The sequence below is a fragment of the Nonomuraea sp. 3N208 genome (genome assembly GCF_052245935.1).
Taxonomy (GTDB): domain Bacteria; phylum Actinomycetota; class Actinomycetes; order Streptosporangiales; family Streptosporangiaceae; genus Nonomuraea.
Genome location: NZ_JBQQBR010000001.1, coordinates 277,946 through 297,146, shown reverse-complemented (window position 1 = coordinate 297,146; position 19,201 = coordinate 277,946). Strand labels below are relative to the sequence as shown.

Sequence of the window (19,201 nt, the reverse complement as noted above, 5' to 3'; positions counted from 1 at the left end):
GGCGGGGCACCGGCGCCTCTGTGATCACGACACGGTTTCCTTTAGGACGCTCGTCAGCGGTGTCCCCGCCGCCGGGTCAGGCCAGCCCCAGCTTCTTCTTGAGCGCGGCCACGTGCCCCGTGGCCTTCACGTTGTAGAGGGCCTGCTCGATCTTCCCCTCCCCGTCGATGACGAACGTCGAGCGAATGACGCCCACGACCTCCTTGCCGTACAACTTCTTCGTGCCGTACGCCCTATACGCCTGATGGACGGCCAGATCGGGGTCCGACAGCAGGGGAAAGGTCAGCGCGTCGCGCTCGGCGAACTTGGCGAGCTTTTCCGGCTTGTCCTTCGACACGCCGAGCACCACGAAACCCTCATCCGTCAGCTGAGCCAGGTTGTCGCGGAAATCGCAGGCCTGCTTGGTGCAGCCGGGCGTCATCGCGGCAGGGTAGAAATAGAGGATCACCCGCTTGCCGCGGTAGGCGTCGAGCGAGACGGTGCCGCCGTCGGCAGTGGGTAGCGTGAACTTGGGCGCGGCGTCGCCGGGCGCGAGCTTGGTTTCGGTCTGCTTGGTGTCGGTCACGGGCCCTCCTGAGTTCTTCCCGCAAACCTACCGGCTACCGGCCCGGTCGCCGTGCCGTGCGGGGCAACGACCTGACAGACTGATCACGACCATTACGGACGGAGCTCGCACGGTACGCGGAGCGGGCGCGGCCCCGCATACGGTCGAAAGGAGAGCCATGGCTGACACCGATCCCGACGAGCTGGAGCGGCGGATCGCACGTACGCGCGCGGAGTTGGCGCAGACGGTCGACGCCATTGCCGACCGGGTGAGCCCCAAGCGGGTCGCCGAACGTACGGTGGCCGACGTCAAGAGCAGGGCCGGGCACCTCGTGGCGACTGTGGGCGATGCCCTGGGGGTGACGCCGAAGCCGGTCGAATACGCCGACACCGCTGAAGGGGTGTGGGAGGAGGAGCGGCCCAACCTGGCTCCGGTGCTGATCGGGGTGGGCGCGGCGCTGGCCGTGGGGGCCGTCATCGTGCTCTGGCGCCGCCGCCGCAGGCACCGCTGATCGAGGAAGGTCCGGACCTTAGAGGAAGGTCCGGCCTTCGCCCCTGTACGTGGGCGCGGACTCCACGAGCGTGTCGCCGTCCACGAGATGCAGGGTGTCGAAGCGCTCGCACAGCTCGCCCGCCTTGGCGTGCCTGAACCACACCCTGTCCCCGATCCGCAGGTCCTGGGCCGCCTGGCCGAGCAGCGGCGTCTGCACCTCGCCCGCGCCCTCGTCGGGCACGTACCGCAGGCCGGCGGGCAGGTACGGCTGCGGCAGCCGGCTCGGCCCCGCCGCCCCGGAGGCCACGTAGCCGCCGCCGAGCACCGTCACCGTGTCCGGACCGGGCCGGCGCACCACGGGCAGCGCGAACAACGCGGCGGGGTGGCCCGTGAAGCGCCGATAGAAGTCGAACAACCGGGGATGGAACAGGCCGGAGCCGGCGGCGACCTCCGTGATCGCCTTCTCGCGTACGGTCCGTTCGACGGAGCCGGTGCCGCCGCCGTTGACGAACTCCAGGTCGGCGAGCTGGCGGACGGCGTTCACGATGCGGCCGCGCCTCATGACGAGTTCCCTGGCCGACTGCGCCTGCATGAGGCGGATGGCGCGGGCGTAGAAGGCGTTCCGCGCCGGGGCGTCGCCGACGCCGGCGATCTGGGCCTCGTACGCCAGCAGCCCGGTCAGCCGGAAGCCCGGCCGCTTGGCGACGGTGGCGGCCAGGTCGGCGGCCTGCTCGGGTTCGCGGATGGGTGACCGAAGTGCACCCGCCCGAAATTTCCCAGCGAAGGCGACATATCCGGCATCGAGGTCGATGCACACCCGAATCTCCGTCCGTGACCGTGCCCCCGCCACGGCGGCCTCGATGAAGTCCAGGTGAGCCGCGGAGTCGATGGTCACCGTGATGTGCCTGGCCGCGCGCCGATCCCCGGCCAGCGTCGCCAGCGCGTGCCGGTCGGCTGTCGGATAGGCCACCAGGATGTCAGTGAAGCCGTGACCGGCCAGCCACAGCGCCTCGGGCAGTGTGAAGGCCATGATGCCGCGGAAGCCGTCCATGGCCAGGACGCGTTCGAGCACGGCGCGGCTGCGTACCGACTTGCTGGCCACCCGGATCGGCTTGCCGCCCGCCCGCCGTACGAGATCCTCTGCGTTGGCGCGCATGGCCGCAAGGTCGAGGATCGCGAGCGGTGGCTCCAGGGCCGCTGTGGCGCGGTCGTAGCGCTGGCGGTCGTCCATATGAGCAGCGTAACGGCATATGGGGCAAATGAATATGAGCCTAATTCATATTCACCCGGCTCGCCGTAATGTTCGGGCAAATCGGCGGCGAGGGGGCCGTCCAGGCCGTGCGTGCCCCGTGTACGTCTGTCGTTGTGATGACCACGCTTCAGCAGCGACGGCCCAGCGCCCCCGCGACCACGCAATCCACCGGGCTGCGCAGGGCGAAAAAAGCGCTCAGGCCGGCGCGGACCCTCCCGGGAGCCGTCGTCTCGCTCGCGCTGGCGGCCGGGCTGGGAGCGACCGCGGCGGAGGTGGTGTCGGCGCTGCTCGGGCACCCGCTCGGCTGGGTCCCCGTGAACGAGCTCGTCGAGCTCGCCGGCGACACCACGTGGCCGGAGATGGCCACGGCGGCCCTGGTGACGGCGGAGGCGGGCGCGCTGATGCTGCTGCTCGCCATCGTGCCCGGCCGCTGCAGGCTGGTGCCGGTGCAGACCTCGGATCCGCTGATCGTCATCGGCATCACCCGCTCCGGTCTCCGCCGCACCCTGCGCGCGGCCGCTCAGCAGGTGGCCGGGGTCGACAAGGCCCGGGTACGGCTGCGCAGAGGCACGATCGAGGTCACCGTCGTGACCGGGGCGGAGAGCTCGGGCACGATGCTCAGGCAGGTCGGCACCGCGGTAGGCGATCGGCTGGCCGGCGTGGGCACGCTCGGCGCCGGCCAGGTCGTCGTCCGCCTGCGCAGGAAGGGCGGGTAATGCGCCAGTACACCGGCAACCGCATCGGCCTGGCCATCGTCGGGGGCACGCTGCTGGGCCTGGGCGCCTACGCCTGGCTCCGCGGCCAGAACCGCCTCCTCGATCTCTCGCCGAACGCCAAGATCCTCCCGCCTCAGGCGTACCGCGCCCTGGCCACTGAGCCCTGGCTGCTGTGGGCGCTGGCCCTGGCCCTGCTCCTGCTGTCCCTGGCCGCCCTCCGCTGGCTGGTGCTCTGCCTGGGCTGGGGCCGTCGCGGCACCCGCAACGGCACGGGCACTGCCATGCTGTACGTCGGGCTCAAGGCCGTGGAGGGTGTGGGCCGGGCGGGGGTACGGGTCGGCCAGGACGGCATACGCATCGCCTTGTCCTGCCCGGCGACGGCCGATGTCGGGGCGGTGGCGAGCAAGCTGGACCAGGACATCGTCGGCAAGATCCGCCGCGAGGTCCATGACGACGACGCCCCCGCCCTCGTGCGGCTGCACGTGCGCCGATAGCGGCCCGCACCGTTCGGTGCTAGGCCACCCGCACCGTGAGCGTGTGCCAGCCGGTCGCGCCGTCAGGGGCGGGCGGGGCTTGCTGCTCGGTCTGGGTGTGCCCGGCGGCGTCGGTCGCCCGCACTTGGATCGTGTGCTGGCCCGGCGTGGCGTCCCAGTCGAGCGACCACTGCCGCCAGGTGTCGGGGCCGGGGACCTCGGCCAGCCGCGCCTGGCGCCATTCGCCGCGGTCGACCCGTACCTCCACGGCGTCGATTCCCGTGTGCTGGGCCCACGCCACACCGGCGATGGTGGTACGCCCGGCCTTCAGCGAGGCCCCCGACGCAGGCACGTCGATGCGCGACTGGGTCTTGATGGGGCCGGTGGCCGACCAGCCGCGCGGAGTCCAGTACGCCTGGTCCCTGTCGAACCTGGTCACCTTGATGTCCACCACCCACTTGGTGGCCGACACGTACCCGTACAGTCCAGGCACCACCTGCCGTACCGGGAAGCCGTGGTCCACGGGGAGGACCTCGCCGTTCATCGCCACCGCGAACAGCGCGTCGCGGCCGTCCATGACCACGTCGACCGGGGTTCCGCAGGTGAAGCCGTCGGCGGAGGTGGACAGCAGCATGTCGGCGTTCGCCTGAAGGCCGGCCCGGCGCAGCACCTCGGGCATGCGGACGCCGAGCCAGCGGGCGTTGCCGACGAGGTCGCCGCCGACTTCGTTGGAGACGCAGGTGAGCGTGACGTCGGCCTCGGTGAGCGGCATCTTGAGAAGGTCGGCGTAGGTGATCTCGATGGGGCGGTCGACCATGCCGTGGATCCGGAGCGTCCAGTCGGTGGGATCGACCTGGGGGACGATCAAGGCCGTGTCGATCCTATAGAAATCCTGATTTTTCGTGAGGAAGGGGGACAAGCCGCTGATGCGGAAGTCCGCGCCTGCCGGGATGGGCTTGGCGGGGGTCGCGGGCTTCGGCAGGGCCAGGCCCACCCGTGCGGCGCTCACCGTTCGCCGGTCGCCGACCTGCCACCCGAGCAGTGCGGACGCACCGGCGACCGCCACGCCACCGGCGACCCCGGTGAGCAACCGCCGCCGGTCGAACGCCGTCGGCTCCGCCCCGGCCCGCAGCATCGTCTCAGCCTGCGGCGACTCCGCCGAGGACTGTGCCACCGTCCCAGCCTGCGGCGACTCCCCCGGGGACTGCCGCACCGTCCCATTTCCTGGGGCCGCCCGCCGTACCAGCCACGAGAGCGTCAGCGCGCCGGCCGCCACCCCCACCACGGTCGGCAGGGCGTCCAGCCCCCCGGCACTGTCCGGCCGGGTTACCACCGCGAGCACCCCGACCACCCCGAACCCGCCCAACCCCACGAAGCCGTAGGCGAGCCGCCGCATGGCCAGCACCCCGATGGCGGCGGCGACCCCGGCGAGCACCACCAGCACCCCGCCGACAAGTACCGGCTTGTCGTAGAAACCGAGCGTCTCTTTCGCGAAGTCCACGACCGGCGCCGGCGACAGATCGATCGTGGCGTCGGCCACTGCGAGGACGGGAAATGCCTCAGGTCTGACGAACCCGGCCACGAGCAGCGCCATCCCGAGAGCCACGCCCCCGGACACCAATCCTGCCAAGGCGCCCGCCCAGCGGGGCACCATCGAATTCCTTTGCACAATGCGACGCTACGCCGCATGGCGCCGCCGGGTTCTTACACGACGGTTACGAGGTCACGCACGATCGGCGCCAGTGCCCGGAAGGCCCTCCCCCGGTGGCTGATGGCGTCCTTCTGCTCGGGAGACATCTCGGCGGTGGTGCGGTCGTCGTCGTCGGGTACGAAGATCGGGTCGTAGCCGAACCCGTTGGACCCGCGCGGCGTGGTGACGAGGCGGCCCGCCAACGTGCCCTCGACCACCCGGGACTCCCCGGACGGCAGCGCCAGCGCGGCGGCACAGGCGAAGTGGGCGGTCAGCCGGTCCGCGGGCACGTCGGAGAGCTGCGCGAGCAGCAGGTCGAGGTTGGCCTGGTCGTCACCGTGCCGCCCCGACCAACGGGCGGAGAAGACGCCCGGCATGCCGTTGAGCACGTCGACGCACAGTCCGGAGTCGTCGGCGACCGCGGGCAGGCCGGAGCCCTGGGCGACGGCATGCGCCTTGAGCAGGGCGTTTTCCTCGAACGTCACCCCGGTCTCGGCGACCTCCCCGATCGAGGGGAACTCCTCGAGCCCCACGATGTCGAACCCGGACAAGATGCGCCGCAGCTCGGCGATCTTGCCCGCGTTACGGGTGGCCAGCACGATCTTCATGACTCCAGAGCCTCCTGCTGGATCAGCGTGAGCTCATCGCAGCCGACAACGGCCAGGTCGAGCAGCTGGTCGAGCGCACCCCGGTCGAACGGGGCTCCCTCGGCGGTGCCCTGCACCTCCACGAAGCTGCCCTCTCCCGTCATGACGACGTTCATGTCGGTCTCGGCCGCGACGTCCTCGGCGTAGCAGAGGTCGAGCATCGGCACCGCGCCGACCACCCCGACCGAGACCGCCGAGACCGAGCCGATCAGCGGGTCCCCCGGGCACATGCGCCGCGCGCGCATCCACGCGACCGCGTCGGCCAGTGCCACGTACGCGCCGGTGATCGCGGCGGTCCTGGTGCCGCCGTCGGCCTGCAGGACGTCACAGTCGAGCAGAATGGAGTTTTCCCCCAACGCCTTGTAATCGACACAAGCGCGGAGCGAACGCCCGATCAACCGCGAAATCTCGTGAGTACGGCCACCGATTTTGCCGCGGACCGATTCGCGATCGTTACGAGTATTGGTCGCTCGCGGGAGCATGGCATATTCGGCCGTAACCCAGCCCTGGCCGCTGCCTCTCCGCCAGCGCGGCACGCTGTCCTGGACCGAAGCCGCGCACAACACCTTGGTGCCGCCGAATTCGACCAGCACCGAGCCTTCGGCGTGGGCGAGCCAATGCCGGGTGATGGTGATGGGGCGAAGCTGGTCAGGGTTGCGGCCATCCTGTCGGGACATGCAGATCACCCTATCTCCGAGCCACAACGCTCTTGACCAAATGTGTCCGACACATGGATCCTTACGCAATGACAACGGGGGTGTTGCGCAACCCTGACTTCCTTCGCTTCCTCAGCTCGCATGTGACCAACGAACTTGGTGCGAATATCTCCCGCGTGGCGCTCCCGCTGGTGGCCGTGCTCGTGCTGCATGCAAGTCCCGCGGAGGTCGGCCTGCTCGCCTCGCTGCAGACGGCCGCATATTTGCTGATCGGCCTGCCCACGGGGGTGTGGGTCGACAGGATGCGCCGGCGACGCGTGATGATGGTTTCCGACCTGGCCAGGTTCGTGCTGCTCGGAAGCATTCCGGTGGCGGCCGAGCTGGGTGTGCTGACGATCGAGATGATGTTCGCGGTGGCGCTGCTCGCGGGCACGGCCCAGGTCTTCAACGACGTGGCGGATCAGACCTACTTGCCCAAGCTGGTCAGCAACCAGCAGCTCACCGACGGCAACGCGAAGCTTGAGTCCGTGCGCTCGGGAGCGGTCCTGGCCGGGCCCGGTCTGGGAGGCGCGCTGGTGCAGGTGCTCGGCGCGTCGCGCACGATGGCCGCCACCGCGCTGGCCTCGCTCGCGTCGGTGGTCGTCCTGTCCTCGATCAAGGCGCCGGACAAGCTGCCCGCGCACGCGGAGCGCCCGCCCATGCTGCGCGGGATCGGCGAGGGGCTTGCGTACCTCTGGAACGATCGACTGCTGCGTATGTTCGTGGCGTCGTCGACGATCGGCAACCTCTGCGTCAGCGCGGTGCTCGGCCTGTCGGTGTTGTTCCTGGCCGAGGAAGTCGGGCTGGCGCCCGGCGCCATCGGCGTGCTGCTCATGTCCGGCGGGCTCGGCGGTCTGATCGGCGGCTTGACCGGCGGCTGGTTGTCCAGGAAGTACGGCACGGCCCGAATGACCTGGCTGGCCGTCACGGTGGGCGCGCCCTTCAGCCTGGTGCTGCCGATGACACAGGCCGACTGGCGGGTGGTGTGCTTCGCGATCACCTCGATCATGTTGTCGTGGAGCGCTGCCCTGTCGAACGTGGGACAGATCACCTATCGGCAGACGGTGACCCCCGAGCACTTGCTCGGCCGGGTCAACGCCTCGGTGCGGTTCGTGGTGTGGGGCGCCTTGTCGCTGGGCGCGCTGCTCGGCGGCCTCGTCGCCCAGCAGATCGGCATACGTGAAGCGTTATGGGTGTTTCTGGCGGGCAGGGTGCTGGCGTTCGTGCCGCTGCTGTTCTCTCCGCTGCCCCGCCTGCGTGACTTCGACGAGGTTCAGGCGAGGTCGTAGACCGCGCCACTGCGGGCCAGCTCGAACGGCCCGTCGTAGCCGCCTCTGGAGGCGTCGTCGAGCACGGTGGCCTGGTCGTTCCACGGGACGAGGTGAGTGAGCACGAGCCGGCCGACGTCGGCCTTGGCGGCGTGCTCGGCGGCCTGGCGGCCGGTCAGGTGCAGGTCGGTGGGCAGGCCGGGCTCTTCGACGAACGACGCCTCGCACAACAGCAGGTCGACGCCCGCGGCCAGCTTCACCAGCTCGTCGCACTCGCCGGTGTCACCGGAGTAGGCAACGGCCTTGCCGCCGGCCGCGACGCGGAAGCCGTACGCCTCGACCGGGTGGTTGACCAGCCCCGCGGTGAGGGTGAACGGCCCGATCTCGAACGAGCCGGGCTCCAGCGGCACGAAGTCGAACGCGGTCTCCAGGCCGGGTTCTTCCGGCATGCCGTACGCGGCCGACAGCCGGGCGGGAGCGTCGGCGGGCGCGTAGACGGGCACGGCCGGATACGGCGCCGCCGGCCCGTACGTCCGCGCCACGTGGTATCCGCAGATGTCCAGGCAATGGTCGGCGTGCAAATGGGACAGGCAGATCGCGTCCACCTCGTACAGGCCGATGTGGCGTTGGAGCGCACCGAGCGACCCGCTGCCGAGATCGAGCAGCATCCTGAACCCGTCCCTCTCGAGGAGGTAGCAGGACGCTGGGCTGTCGGGCCCGGGAAAGCTGCCCGAGCATCCGACGATGGTCACCTTCATGTGGGCCTCCCGTTAAAGGTAGTACCCCCCACTGGTGCGACTTCGACCACATCGATCTCCGGGCCCAGGAAGCGTCGCCCGAGCCGGGCGAAGAGCAGGGAGTCGCCAGTGGCGCGGAAACGGTGCCGGGGGGTGACCTCGTTTCCGGCCGCCAGTTCGCGGTCGTGCAGGATCCGGTAGACGTCCTTGGCCGTCTCGTCCGCGCTGGAGACCAGCGTGACCTCGTCACCGGCGATGTAGGAGATCGCGCCGGCGAGCAGCGGATAGTGGGTGCAGCCGAGGATGAGAGTGTCGCACCCGGCGGCCCTGACGGGCTCCAGGTAGTCGCGCACGACCTCGATGAGCTCGTCGCTCATCGTCTCGCCTCGTTCGACGTACTCCACCAGGCGCGGGGCGGCCACGCCGGTGAGCTGGACGTCGGGAGCCGCGGTGAAGGCGTCGTGATAGGCCATGGACTCGATGGTGGCCCTGGTGGCGATCACGCCGACTTTCCCGTTGCGGGTGGCGCGCACGGCGCGCCTGGTGGCGGGCTGGATCACCTCGACGACCGGCACGTCGTAGCGCTCGCGGGCGTCACGCAGCACGGCGGCGCTGGCGCTGTTGCACGCGATCACGAGCATCTTGACGTCGTGCTCGACGAGGTGGTCCATCACCTCCAGGGCGTAGGCGCGGACCTCCGCGATGCGTTTCGGCCCGTACGGCTGGCGGGCCGTGTCGGCCACGTAAGTGATCGATTCGTGAGGCAACTGGTCGATGATCGCTCGGGCGACCGTCAAGCCGCCGACCCCGCTGTCGAAGATCCCAATACTCGTGTCCGGCACGCTAAAGAGGGTAGGCGACCTGCCCGATCAACACTGCGTAAGAATCCTCACAGTCCCTTCGGGCCTGTGAGGAACCTGCTGTGTCCATTGGTTCACTCGCTACGCTCGCTCACGTGCGACACGTGAGCTTGAAGCGGTGTTGCGTTGCTCACATCAGCCCCTGCCGACCCGTGCGAGCTGACGCGACTGGGCCACCAGGCGGCCGGCGGAGTCGCGTACCTCGACCTCCTCGTCGAACCAGCCGTCGGAGATCAGCCGGCCACTGCCGAGCAGGGTCAGCCAGCCGGGCGCGGGCAGCGCACGCAGGTGCCAGGTGAGGTCCACGGTCGGCGCCCAGCCGCGCGACCCTGCCGCGAACACCACGGGCGGCAGCGCGTCCACGGCCAGCGCCAGCACGTACGGGTCCGGGTCCTGAGGCTCGGTCATCCTGAAGTACGCCCGCGACTCCGGCCGGCCGGTGGGCTCGCCCTTCAGCCAGCCGATGGTGGGCGGGTCGAAGAGCAGCTCCATCTGGGCGTTCAGGGTCATGCCCGATTCGGGCTTGGGGTCGGGGAGTTTGGCGCAGTCCTCGAGGGCAGGCATGTCATACGCCGATTTTTCGGCATAAATCGGCTCAGCATCGTTCAACGTGGCCGTGGTGATCAAGCCCTCGATGTGTGCCACGCCCTCCTGCACGAGCGTGGCCCGGGCGAAGGCGGCCGTCCTGCCTGCTTTCAACGGCTTCACCCTGACCTGCGCGGGCCCGGGCACCGGCGCCTTGAGGAACTGCACGGTCGTGCTCACCGGATGCTCGAACGGCGAGGCGTCCACCGCCGCGCGCAGGATCACCGCCATGAGGTAGCCACCGTTGAGCGGGCCTCCGATGGCGTATCCGGGGTCGATGCACACGTCGTAGGTTCCGTCGTCGACCCTGATCGCCTGGGTGGCCTCGTCGAACTTGGTCATCCGCTCCCGCCTCAAGCCTGGAACTATATTCTAGTAACCCCATACTGTACGACATGCACCTGCCAGCGCGCCTACCTGCGAAAACGCGGTCAGGGTGCGAGAATTTGATCATGACTGTTGTCACCGAACTCATAGGTCAGTCCGTCTGGGACTGCCACGGGGTGTGGGTCGGTCACGTCGTCGACATCCGCATGGCCAAGCACAAGGGCGAGCTCCAGCAGAGCCACACCGTCTACGGCCTTGTCGTGTCCAGCCGGCGCGCGCCGCTCCTGCTCGGGCTCACCCGCGACCTCCGCGGGCGCGTCCCCTGGCTCTCCCGGGCTCTCGCGCGGGTGGTCTACGCGGGGTGCGCATTCGTGCCGTGGTCGAGCGTCGCAGACTACGCGGACGGCGAGGTGCATATCGATGTGCTGAGAAAGGAGCTCAACAGGGTCTGATTCCGACTTCAGCACATTGCAAGCGGCCGACAAGCAACATCAGCTAACTTCTCTGTGATTAAAGTCCACATTGTGAGTTGAGTGATGTCTGCGAATAATCCCCCTTACGGCCAGGATCCTGACCGGACCACGGCGTACAACTGGAACCAAGGGCAGCCGTACCCTCCACAGCAGCCCTATCCCCAGCAGCAGCAGCCCTACGGCGAGCAGGGGGCTTATGGGCAGCAGGGCTCTTACGACCAGCAGGGCCACGACCAACAAGGCGCTTATGGACAGCAGGGCAGCTATGGTCAGCAGCCCTACGGCCAGCAGCAGGGCAGCCATGGTCAGCAGCCCTACGGGCAGCAGCAGCCGGCTTATGAACAGCAGCCCTACGGCCAGCAGGCTTACGGGCAGCAGCAGCCGGCATATGGGCAGCAGGCCCAGGGCGGCTGGCAGCAGGAGCAGAGCTGGCAGCAGGGCCAGTACGCGCAGGCAGGGTGGCAGCAGCAGGGGCCTGAGGGCTTCGGCCCCGCCGAGCCGGCCAAGAAGAGCCGCAAGGGCTGGCTGATCGCGGGCGCCGCGACGCTCGCCGTGGTCCTGCTCGGCGGCGGCGCGGTGTGGGCCGTGGGCGCCATCGGCGGCGGCGGCACGCAGCCGAACGACGTCCTGCCCGCCAACTCCATCGCCTACGCCCGCCTCGACCTGGACCCGGCCGCGAACCAGAAGGTGGCACTGTTCCAGCTGGCCAGGAAGTTCACGGTCACCAAGGACTCCTTCACCGGCGACGACCCGCGCAAGGCGCTGTTCGACTCGATCAACAAGGGTTCCGACAACGGGGTCGACTTCGCCAAGGACGTCGACCCGTGGCTGGGCAACCGCGTCGGCTTCGCCGCCGTCCCCTCCGGCAAGGAGGAGCCCGACTTCGCGGTGGCCGTCCAGGTCAAGGACCAGGAGCAGGCCAAGGCCGGCATCGCCAAGCTGATGGACGGCGAAAAGTACGGCATCTCCTTCCGCGACGACTACGCGCTCCTCACCGCCAATCAGTCGCTGGCCGACAAGTACGCGCAGGCCGAGGGCAGCCTGGCCGACAACGCGGAGTTCAGCGAGGACATGGGAGCGGTCGGCGAGCAGGGCGTGCTGTCCTTCTGGGCCGACATGGGCGGCCTGATCGACCTGGCCAAGAAGGAGCTCCCCGCCGACCAGAAGGCGGCGATCGACAAGATCAAGGACGCCAGGTTCGCCGGCGCCCTGCGCTTCGACAGCGCCTACGTCGAGTTCGCCGGCACGGTGCGCGGCGCCACGGGCATGCTGCCCCAGGGCGACCTGCCCAAGGCCAACCTGGGCACCCTGCCCGCCACCACGGCGGGCGCCCTGTCGATCTCCGGCCTGGACGAGGTCGTCACCAAGCAGTGGGCCGAGATCGAGAAGCAGGCCGCGGCGACCGGGGCCGCGGAGATCAAGCAGCTCATCGAGCAGGCCAAGACTCAGTTCGGCCTGGACCTGCCGGCTGACCTCGCCACGGTCTTCGGCAAGAACTTCACGCTCGCGGTGGACAGCCAGGGCCTGAACAGCAACCAGATCAAGGGCGGGGTGCGCATCGCCACCGACCCGGCGAAGGCGCAGGCCATCCTCGACAAGATCCAGCAGGCGATGACCTCCAGCGGGCAGCCCGCTCCTCAGATCGCCAAGGTCGCCGGAGACGGCGTCTTCACGGTGGCGACGACGGACGAGTACGCCAAGAAGCTGGCCGAGGAGGGCACGCTGGGCGACTCGGAGACGTTCCAGACCGCGATCCCGAACGCGGACGAGGCGACGTCGGCGCTCTTCGTCGACCTGGACAAGGTCGAGAACCTCTACCTCAAGAACATGCAGGGCGACGACAAGGCCAACCTGCAGGTGCTGCGGGCCATCGGCATCAGCGGCACCACTACCGACACCGAGGCGACGTTCTCGATGCGGGTCCTGTTCAACTAAGGGCAAACGGAAGGGCGGCCGGTTCCCGACCGGCCGCCCTTCCGCATTTCCAGGCGTTCAGGCCCAGAGCTGGCCTTCGAGGCGTTCTTCCGCCTCGTCCAGAGTGCCCTCGTAGGCGCCCGTTGACAGGTATTTCCAGCCGCCGTCGGCCACCACGAACACGATGTCGGCACGCTCCCCGGCCTTGACCGCCTTCCCGGCCACCCCGAGCGCCGCGTGCAGCGCGGCCCCGGTCGAGACGCCGGCGAAGATGCCCTCCGTGGTCAGCAGCTCGCGGGTACGCCGCAGGGCGTCCGCGGAGCCGACCGAGAAGCGGGTGGTCAGCACGGACTCGTCGTAGAGCTCGGGGATGAACCCCTCGTCCACGTTACGCAGCCCGTAGACCAGCTCCCCGTAACGCGGCTCGGCGGCGACGATCTGCACGTCCGGCACGCGCTCGCGCAGGAACCGGCCCACTCCCATCAGCGTCCCCGTCGTGCCGAGTCCGGCCACGAAGTGGGTGACGGTCGGCAGGTCCTCGAGGATCTCCGGACCCGTGGTCTCGTAGTGCGAGCGCCAGTTGGCCGGGTTTCCGTACTGGTAGAGCATCACCCAGGAGGGGTTCTTCGCCGCCAGGTCCTTGGCCACACGCACGGCCTCGTTCGAGCCGCCGGCCGCCGGTGAGGAGATGATCTCGGCGCCCCACATGCGCAGCAGCTGGCGGCGCTCCTCGGAGGTGTTCTCCGGCATGACGCAGATCAGCTTGTAGCCCTTGAGCTTGGCCGACATGGCGAGCGAGATGCCGGTGTTGCCGCTGGTGGGCTCCAGGATCGTGCAGCCGGGCGTGAGCAGGCCGTCCTTCTCGGCCTGCTCCACCATCCACAGCGCGGGCCGGTCCTTGATGGAGCCGGTGGGGTTGCGGTCCTCCAGCTTGGCCCATACGCGTACGTCGGCGGACGGCGACAACCTCGGCAGGCCGACCAGCGGTGTACGGCCCACCGAGTCGATCAGCGATTCGAAACGCATGTCACCCGCCGGCGACGGCAGGAAGGACGGTCACCGTGTCACCGTCGGACACAGGCGTGCCAAGGCCGCCCAGGAAGCGCACGTCCTCGTCGTTCAGGTAGACGTTGACGAAGCGGCGCAGGCCGCCCTGGTCGACGAGGCGGTCCTTGATGCCCGGGTGGCGAGACTCCAGATTGGTGATCAGCTCGTCGAGGGTGGCGCCCTCGGCGCTCACGGCCTTCGCGCCGTCGGTGTAGTTGCGCAAAATGGTCGGAATTCGAACCTCGATGGCCATCGCGGTCAGTCTCCTCACGTCAGTCGTCGTCCCATCGGCAGCAACGCCGATGGCGGAAAGGGGATTCCAGGCTCAGTGACGTCGGGATCAACAGTCGTAGACGACGACAGCCGGAGTGTGCGCGAAGAGGAAGCTCTGCACAGGCCGGACCATCATGGGAGAAACCTTACCTCTTCCTCGGTAATCTCTCCGTTGAGGATCCGGTAGGAGCGGAACTCCACCTCGTTCTCTTCCCTGGTGGAGACCAGAACGTAGTGTGCGTTCGGCTCGGAGGCGTAGGACACGTCGGTGCGTGACGGGTACGCCTCAGTGGCGGTGTGGGAGTGGTAGATCACGACGGGTTCCTCGTCGCGGTCGTCCATCTCGCGCCAGACGTGCAGCTGCTCCATCGAGTCGAAGCGGTAGAAGGTGGGCGAGCGCTCGGCGTTCTCCATCGGGATGAACCGCTCGGGAACGCCGTCCTTGCCCGCGATCACGCCGCACGCCTCGTCGGGGTGGTCGGCGCGGGCATGGGCGACGATCTTGTCCGCCAAGTCCTGCGAGATCGAGAGCATGCCCGGAAATTACCAGAGCGCCCGGACCAAGCTGTCCTGGAGGTAGGTCAACCAGTCGTAGGTGACGTAGGCCGGGTATCTGGGGTCGTCCTCGGACATCATGGCGATCTCATCGTGGACCTCCTCGGTCACCTCCAGCTTGATGCCGAGCGTGAGCCGGATGTCGTTGAGCGCCCGCAGCCACGCCTGGGCCTGCTCGGACGTCAGGTCGAAGCGCCCCGACGCGGCGCTGTCGAGCACGGTCTGCGCGTCGGCGCGTTTGCCGTCGCGCAGCGTGGCCTCGGTGTAGCGGCGGAACTCGGCCGCCTCTTTGTCGTCTTCGTACGCCGACGGGAACAGGCGCGCCAGCACCGGGTCCGACGGAGCCTCGGTCGCACCGATGCCCAGCGCCCGCTCCAGCGGATCGTCGCTCGTCTGCCCCGGCGTCACGAGGCCGAGCGTCATCGACACGAGCGAGCGCAGCAGGGAGACCTCCGCGGCCTCGAACCGCGCGACGACTCCGCCACCTTTGCCCGGCGAGAACCCCGAACTCACCCGCACCTCTTCACGCGCATCACTTGACCGAATCCGGCTGGAGCGTCGCCCACAGGCCGTAGGAGTGGAGAATCTGCACATCGCGTTCCATCTCTTCGCGCGTGCCGCTGGACACGACCGCCTTGCCCTTGTGGTGTACGTCCATCATGAGCTTCTCGGCCTTCTCCTTGGTGTAGCCGAAGACCGTTTGGAAGACGTAGGTCACGTAGGACATGAGGTTGACCGGGTCGTTCCAGACGATGGTCACCCATGGCAGATCGGGCCGGACGTCCGATGACGGACGCTCGACGGTGATTGGAGCGGTGCTACCCACATCCCCGAGTCTGCCCTATCTGGGCCGTAGTCTTCGAGTCGTGACAATGACCATGAGCACTGCGTTGCTCACAGATCACTATGAGCTGACGATGCTGCAGGCCGCGCTGCGAAGCGGGGCGGCCCACAGACGCGCGGTCTTCGAGGTGTTCGCCAGACACCTGCCGGGCGGGCGGCGCTACGGGGTTGTCGCCGGAGCAGGACGTGTCCTGGACGAGCTCGAACACTTCCGTTTTGGTGACAATGAACTCACCTATCTGCGGGCGCGCCAAGTCGTGGACGAAGCCACCCTGGCGTTTCTGGCCGATTACCGGTTTTCCGGGAACATCTACGGCTATCGCGAGGGCGACCTCTATTTCCCCGCCTCTCCCATCATGGTCGTGGAGGGCACCTTCGCCGAGGCCGTGCTGCTGGAGACGCTGATCCTGTCGATTCTCAACCACGACTGCGCGATCGCCTCCGCCGCCTCCCGCATGACCAACGCCGCCGGCAAGCGCCCGATCATCGAGATGGGCTCGCGCCGGACGCACGAGAGCGCGGCGGTGGCCGCCGCGCGGGCCGCGTACATCGCCGGGTTCGCCTCGACCTCCAACCTGATGGCAGGCCACCTGTACGGCATCCCCACGGCCGGCACGGCGGCGCACGCCTTCACGCTCCTGCACGACTCCGAGCGGGCGGCGTTCGAGGCCCAGATCGCCTCACTCGGGCCGGAGACGACCCTGCTGGTGGACACGTACGACGTGCCGCAGGCGGTCCGCACGGCGCTGGAGCTGGCCGGACCCAAGCTCGGGGCGGTCCGCATCGACTCGGGCGACCTGGCCGCCGCGGCGCAGGAGGTGCGCGAGCAACTCGACGCGCTCGGCGCCTTCAACACCCGCATCCTGGTCACCTCGGACCTGGACGAGTACGCCATCGCCGCGCTCGCCGCCGCCCCCGTGGACGGGTACGGAGTGGGCACCTCGCTGGTGACCGGGTCGGGCGTGCCCACGGCGGCGCTGGTGTACAAGCTGGTGGCGCGGGAGACGGCCACGGGGAAGCTGGAGCCCGTGGCCAAGCGCTCGGTGGGCAAACCGTCGCGGGGCGGCCGCAAGGAGGCGTACCGGGTGCTGGACTCGGCCGGCCACGCCGAGATCGAGCTGATCACCACCAGTGGCATGGTCCCCGAAGGCGGCATCCCCCTCCTGCACGAGATGGTGCGCGACGGCGAGGTCGTCGGCGCAGAGCCCCTGTCCGCCGCCCGCGAACGCCACGCCCAGGCCGTCGCCACGCTTCCGCTGGAGGCCCTCCACCTGGGCAGAGGGTACGCGGCGGTCCCCACGGAGTTCGCCTGACGTATCGTGCCTATATGGGCACCGCGTTGATCATCGTCGATGTGCAGAACGACTTCTGCGAGGGTGGCAGCCTTCCCGTGGCCGGCGGGTCCGCGGTGGCGGCGGCGATCACCCGCCACGTGGCGGACCACGGCTACGACCACGTGGTCGCCACCCGCGACTACCACGTCTCCCCCGGCGACCACTTCGCGGAGTCGCCCGACTACGCCTCGACCTGGCCGCCGCACTGCGTGGCCGGGACGCCGGGGGCGGACTTCCATCCGTCGTTCGACGTGTCGGCGGTGGAGGAGGTCTTCAGCAAGGGGGCGTACGCGGCGGCGTACAGCGGATTCGAGGGCGCGTCCGGCGACGAGGTGTCGCTCGTGGACTGGCTCAAGGAGCGCGGGGTGCACGAGGTGGACGTGGTGGGCATCGCCACCGACCACTGCGTGCGCGCCACGGCCCTGGACGCGGTCAAGCACGGCCTGGCGGTCCGGGTCCTGCTGGACCTCACGGCCGGCGTCTCGCGGGGCACGACCGAGGCGGCGATAGCGGAGCTGAAGGCGGCGGGCGCCACCTTGCGGGGAGCGCCTGCCGTCGGCTGATCACTCCCCTGTCCATCACGATGCGTACACAATGTGAAACGCTGAGGTGATGTGATATCCAAGAGGGACGAACCCTCTCCGCGGTCGGAGTAACACGGAGAGTGACACGTCTTCCTCGTCGTGGGAGGTTCTTCATGCTGGCCCTCTCCTTAAGTGTGGCCTGGCTGCTCCTCGCCCCTCTCAGCCTGTGGCTCCTCGTCAAGGGCAGCACCGCCGAGCGCATGGGCGCGATCCTCACGCTGGCGCTGCTTGAAGGCGGCACGATCGTGATGAACCAGCTCGCCGAGGATTCCATCCCCGAGCACTCCGTGGTGTCCCACGACCTGTCACCGACGCCTGCCTGTGACGAACGCACCCCTGCCCCGCGGTCCGCCAGGGTCGGCAAGGCTCTGGTTCTGACCTGGCCCGCCGTCCGCCGTGAATGCGAGACGGCCGAGGTCACCGTCCGTGCCAAGGGGAGGCGGCTGCTGGTCTGGGTGCGTACGGTCCCGGGTCCTGACGATCGCCGGACCGTTCTTCCCGTACGGGTCAAAGGCGACACGGCCCGAGTAACAGTCCCGTTGCCTGAAAGATCAGATCATATCCCGGTTGATGGCCGCAGCGGCCGCCGGATCCCGGCACCGATGACCTAGCCATGCCTGACCCCCAACCCCCAATGCAGTCGTCTGCGGCTAGCCGGTCGTGTTCACCCACGGCCGGCCGCTTCCCCGGGCTGCGGTTCGAGGAGGGCTCGATGCTGGCCCAGCACCTAGAGCCGGCCTTAGGGCGCGGCCACGGCCAGCCGCAGGGCGTCGTCGATCCTCGCGAAGACCTCGAACGCATGCCGGAGCCCGGTGATCGACAACACCCTGGCCATGACCCCCTGAACCCCGCCGAGCAGCAGCCTTGTCCCTCGCGCCTCACAGCGCTGCATGACACTGACGAGCTCGTTCATCCCCATGGAGTCGCAGAACGCCACCTCGCCGAGGTCCAGGATCAGGAAGGGCTGCGGGGGCAGCTCCCAGATGCGTTGCAGGTGCTCGCGCAGCACGGGCACCGCGTTGACGTCGAGCTCGCCCTCGAGCCTCATGATGATGGCGTTTCTTGAGAGGCCTGAAGTCACACTGAGCGTCGGCTTCCGGTTGGCCTCAGATGACATTGGCGAAGTCCTTTGCACATCCCAAGACGAGCCAAAAGAGGTTGTTGCCGCTTCCACCAAGGTTCTAACAGAAGGCCACTGCTCTGTGTCCAAATGCATAGGCCGCGGCGGAAGCGGACCGGACGGACGCGCGCAGCGCTGGGGGGCGGAGCTCCGCGTGCGAAGGCGCACTCAGACCGCGAGGATCAGGTACGCGAGAACGAGGACGGTAAGAATCACGAGCAGGACGCTCGTGCCGCTGACCACCATGATGACGCGCGTCCGCCGGGCCATCCAGCGGATCGCGGCCACCACCAGGGTGATCATGGTCGCCAGGATGAGGAGCGACCCGGCCTCGGTTTCGGTCGGAGGCGGCATTGCCACTGAGAGGTACAGAGCTAGATTTGTCATAAAAGTTTCCCTGGTGCGACGCGTTGTGACAGCAACCTTGCCTTCGCGGACACCTCCGGACGATCGGGCTCGTCCTCGGGGTGTCCGCCGTCTTTCCGCTGGGATGCCGCTCCTGTGGGTGTGGCTCATCAAGCTCGCGGCATGAACCACCTCATCTGCATTCAGGGAACTTCAGCTTCCTTAACTGAAGTTTGTCTCTCTTTGTGATTCCCTGGCTGAACCCGATACATTCGCACACTGCTGCCAGAGATAGCTGGCTAGACTGAGGGCTCTTGTGCGCCCGATTCTCGCTAGTAGACCGTTCCGTTACGGTCTAGCTGCGAATTCGCCATCATCTCGGGCATCCGAATGGGCGTTTACTAGATATTTGTGAAGTTCACACGAA

General features: G+C 68.5%; 24 protein-coding genes. 9 read left to right on the top strand and 15 right to left on the bottom strand.

The genetic code is table 11. The features are described from left to right. Nucleotides 1–76: 76 nt before the first annotated feature. Nucleotides 77–565 carry a thioredoxin-dependent thiol peroxidase gene (gene bcp / locus ACTWPT_RS01405; RefSeq protein ID WP_443175357.1) on the bottom strand — a complete coding sequence of 163 codons (489 nt, stop codon included), beginning with the start codon at nt 563–565 and terminating at the stop codon, nt 77–79. Nucleotides 566–722: 157 nt separating this feature from the next. On the opposite strand from bcp, the gene ACTWPT_RS01400 reads away from it, so the two are divergent. After that, nucleotides 723–1,055, top strand: a complete 333-nt coding sequence (locus ACTWPT_RS01400; protein ID WP_443175356.1) for a DUF3618 domain-containing protein — start codon at nt 723–725, stop codon at nt 1,053–1,055. Nucleotides 1,056–1,073: 18 nt separating this feature from the next. Here ACTWPT_RS01400 and ACTWPT_RS01395 read toward each other — a convergent pair whose 3' ends face one another. Then, nucleotides 1,074–2,267 (bottom strand): amino acid deaminase/aldolase, encoded by a 1,194-nt coding sequence (locus tag ACTWPT_RS01395; protein ID WP_443175355.1) that lies wholly within the window; start codon nt 2,265–2,267, stop codon nt 1,074–1,076. Between the two features lie 137 nt (nt 2,268–2,404). On the opposite strand from ACTWPT_RS01395, the gene ACTWPT_RS01390 reads away from it, so the two are divergent. Further along, nucleotides 2,405–3,004, top strand: a complete 600-nt coding sequence (locus ACTWPT_RS01390; protein ID WP_443175354.1) for a DUF6286 domain-containing protein — start codon at nt 2,405–2,407, stop codon at nt 3,002–3,004. After that, the gene (locus ACTWPT_RS01385; RefSeq protein ID WP_443175353.1) at nt 3,004–3,498 is read left to right on the top strand and encodes a hypothetical protein; all 495 of its coding nucleotides are present in this window, start codon (nt 3,004–3,006) and stop codon (nt 3,496–3,498) included. Before ACTWPT_RS01390 ends, ACTWPT_RS01385 begins: the two co-directional genes overlap by 1 nt. 19 nt (nt 3,499–3,517) lie before the next feature. On the opposite strand, the gene ACTWPT_RS01380 is transcribed toward ACTWPT_RS01385, so the two are convergent. The 3 genes from ACTWPT_RS01380 to rph form a co-directional block, all read right to left on the bottom strand. Further along, nucleotides 3,518–5,071: a molybdopterin-dependent oxidoreductase gene (locus tag ACTWPT_RS01380; RefSeq protein WP_443175533.1), complete on the bottom strand. Its 1,554-nt coding sequence runs from the start codon at nt 5,069–5,071 to the stop codon at nt 3,518–3,520. Between the two features lie 110 nt (nt 5,072–5,181). Beyond that, nucleotides 5,182–5,775, bottom strand: coding sequence for an XTP/dITP diphosphatase (locus ACTWPT_RS01375; protein WP_443175352.1), 594 nt, complete (start codon nt 5,773–5,775; stop codon nt 5,182–5,184). Continuing rightward, nucleotides 5,772–6,491 carry a ribonuclease PH gene (rph, locus tag ACTWPT_RS01370; protein ID WP_443175351.1) on the bottom strand — a complete coding sequence of 240 codons (720 nt, stop codon included), beginning with the start codon at nt 6,489–6,491 and terminating at the stop codon, nt 5,772–5,774. The genes ACTWPT_RS01375 and rph overlap by 4 nt, the downstream gene beginning before the upstream one ends. Nucleotides 6,492–6,559: 68 nt before the next feature. Here rph and ACTWPT_RS01365 point away from each other — a divergent pair, with 68 nt between their 5' ends. Then, the gene (locus tag ACTWPT_RS01365; protein WP_443175350.1) at nt 6,560–7,798 is read left to right on the top strand and encodes an MFS transporter; all 1,239 of its coding nucleotides are present in this window, start codon (nt 6,560–6,562) and stop codon (nt 7,796–7,798) included. Here ACTWPT_RS01365 and ACTWPT_RS01360 read toward each other — a convergent pair. The 3 genes from ACTWPT_RS01360 to ACTWPT_RS01350 form a co-directional block, all read right to left on the bottom strand. After that, nucleotides 7,783–8,535, bottom strand: a complete 753-nt coding sequence (locus tag ACTWPT_RS01360) for an MBL fold metallo-hydrolase (RefSeq protein WP_443175349.1) — start codon at nt 8,533–8,535, stop codon at nt 7,783–7,785. The genes ACTWPT_RS01365 and ACTWPT_RS01360 overlap by 16 nt on opposite strands. Then, a complete protein-coding gene (gene murI / locus ACTWPT_RS01355) occupies nt 8,532–9,356 on the bottom strand; it encodes a glutamate racemase (protein WP_443175348.1) in 825 nt (274 codons plus the stop codon). Before murI ends, ACTWPT_RS01360 begins: the two co-directional genes overlap by 4 nt. 153 nt (nt 9,357–9,509) lie before the next feature. Further along, nucleotides 9,510–10,316 (bottom strand): thioesterase family protein, encoded by an 807-nt coding sequence (locus tag ACTWPT_RS01350; protein ID WP_443175347.1) that lies wholly within the window; start codon nt 10,314–10,316, stop codon nt 9,510–9,512. 95 nt (nt 10,317–10,411) lie between these two features. On the opposite strand from ACTWPT_RS01350, the gene ACTWPT_RS01345 reads away from it, so the two are divergent. Together ACTWPT_RS01345 and ACTWPT_RS01340 are read left to right on the top strand one after the other, a co-directional pair. After that, a complete protein-coding gene (locus ACTWPT_RS01345; RefSeq protein WP_443175346.1) occupies nt 10,412–10,738 on the top strand; it encodes a hypothetical protein in 327 nt (108 codons plus the stop codon). A gap of 84 nt (nt 10,739–10,822) precedes the next feature. After that, nucleotides 10,823–12,694: a DUF3352 domain-containing protein gene (locus ACTWPT_RS01340; protein ID WP_443175345.1), complete on the top strand. Its 1,872-nt coding sequence runs from the start codon at nt 10,823–10,825 to the stop codon at nt 12,692–12,694. A gap of 57 nt (nt 12,695–12,751) precedes the next feature. Here the strand turns inward: ACTWPT_RS01340 and ACTWPT_RS01335 are convergent, their stop codons facing one another. The 5 genes from ACTWPT_RS01335 to clpS form a co-directional block, all read right to left on the bottom strand. Beyond that, nucleotides 12,752–13,699, bottom strand: coding sequence for a PLP-dependent cysteine synthase family protein (locus tag ACTWPT_RS01335; RefSeq protein WP_443175344.1), 948 nt, complete (start codon nt 13,697–13,699; stop codon nt 12,752–12,754). Nucleotide 13,700: 1 nt separating this feature from the next. Next, nucleotides 13,701–13,973 (bottom strand): MoaD/ThiS family protein, encoded by a 273-nt coding sequence (locus ACTWPT_RS01330; protein WP_138673133.1) that lies wholly within the window; start codon nt 13,971–13,973, stop codon nt 13,701–13,703. Between the two features lie 152 nt (nt 13,974–14,125). Further along, nucleotides 14,126–14,527 (bottom strand): Mov34/MPN/PAD-1 family protein, encoded by a 402-nt coding sequence (locus ACTWPT_RS01325; protein ID WP_443175343.1) that lies wholly within the window; start codon nt 14,525–14,527, stop codon nt 14,126–14,128. Between the two features lie 9 nt (nt 14,528–14,536). Continuing rightward, nucleotides 14,537–15,061 carry a DUF2017 domain-containing protein gene (locus tag ACTWPT_RS01320; protein ID WP_443175342.1) on the bottom strand — a complete coding sequence of 175 codons (525 nt, stop codon included), beginning with the start codon at nt 15,059–15,061 and terminating at the stop codon, nt 14,537–14,539. A 19-nt stretch (nt 15,062–15,080) separates the two neighbouring features. Beyond that, nucleotides 15,081–15,374 carry an ATP-dependent Clp protease adapter ClpS gene (clpS, locus tag ACTWPT_RS01315; protein ID WP_138673129.1) on the bottom strand — a complete coding sequence of 98 codons (294 nt, stop codon included), beginning with the start codon at nt 15,372–15,374 and terminating at the stop codon, nt 15,081–15,083. Between the two features lie 46 nt (nt 15,375–15,420). Between clpS and ACTWPT_RS01310 the strand changes: the two genes are divergently transcribed. From ACTWPT_RS01310 to ACTWPT_RS01300, 3 genes are all read left to right on the top strand, one after another. After that, on the top strand, nt 15,421–16,704 hold the full coding sequence (locus ACTWPT_RS01310) for a nicotinate phosphoribosyltransferase (RefSeq protein ID WP_443175341.1): 1,284 nt from the start codon (nt 15,421–15,423) through the stop codon (nt 16,702–16,704). Nucleotides 16,705–16,718: 14 nt separating this feature from the next. Next, on the top strand, nt 16,719–17,288 hold the full coding sequence (locus ACTWPT_RS01305) for an isochorismatase family protein (protein WP_443175340.1): 570 nt from the start codon (nt 16,719–16,721) through the stop codon (nt 17,286–17,288). Between the two features lie 134 nt (nt 17,289–17,422). Beyond that, nucleotides 17,423–17,920: a hypothetical protein gene (locus tag ACTWPT_RS01300; RefSeq protein WP_443175339.1), complete on the top strand. Its 498-nt coding sequence runs from the start codon at nt 17,423–17,425 to the stop codon at nt 17,918–17,920. A gap of 128 nt (nt 17,921–18,048) precedes the next feature. Here the strand turns inward: ACTWPT_RS01300 and ACTWPT_RS01295 are convergent, their stop codons facing one another. Both ACTWPT_RS01295 and ACTWPT_RS01290 read right to left on the bottom strand, forming a co-directional pair. Further along, the gene (locus ACTWPT_RS01295; RefSeq protein ID WP_443175338.1) at nt 18,049–18,426 is read right to left on the bottom strand and encodes an STAS domain-containing protein; all 378 of its coding nucleotides are present in this window, start codon (nt 18,424–18,426) and stop codon (nt 18,049–18,051) included. A gap of 171 nt (nt 18,427–18,597) precedes the next feature. Then, nucleotides 18,598–18,732 (bottom strand): hypothetical protein, encoded by a 135-nt coding sequence (locus tag ACTWPT_RS01290; protein ID WP_443175337.1) that lies wholly within the window; start codon nt 18,730–18,732, stop codon nt 18,598–18,600. Nucleotides 18,733–19,201 lie beyond the last annotated feature (469 nt).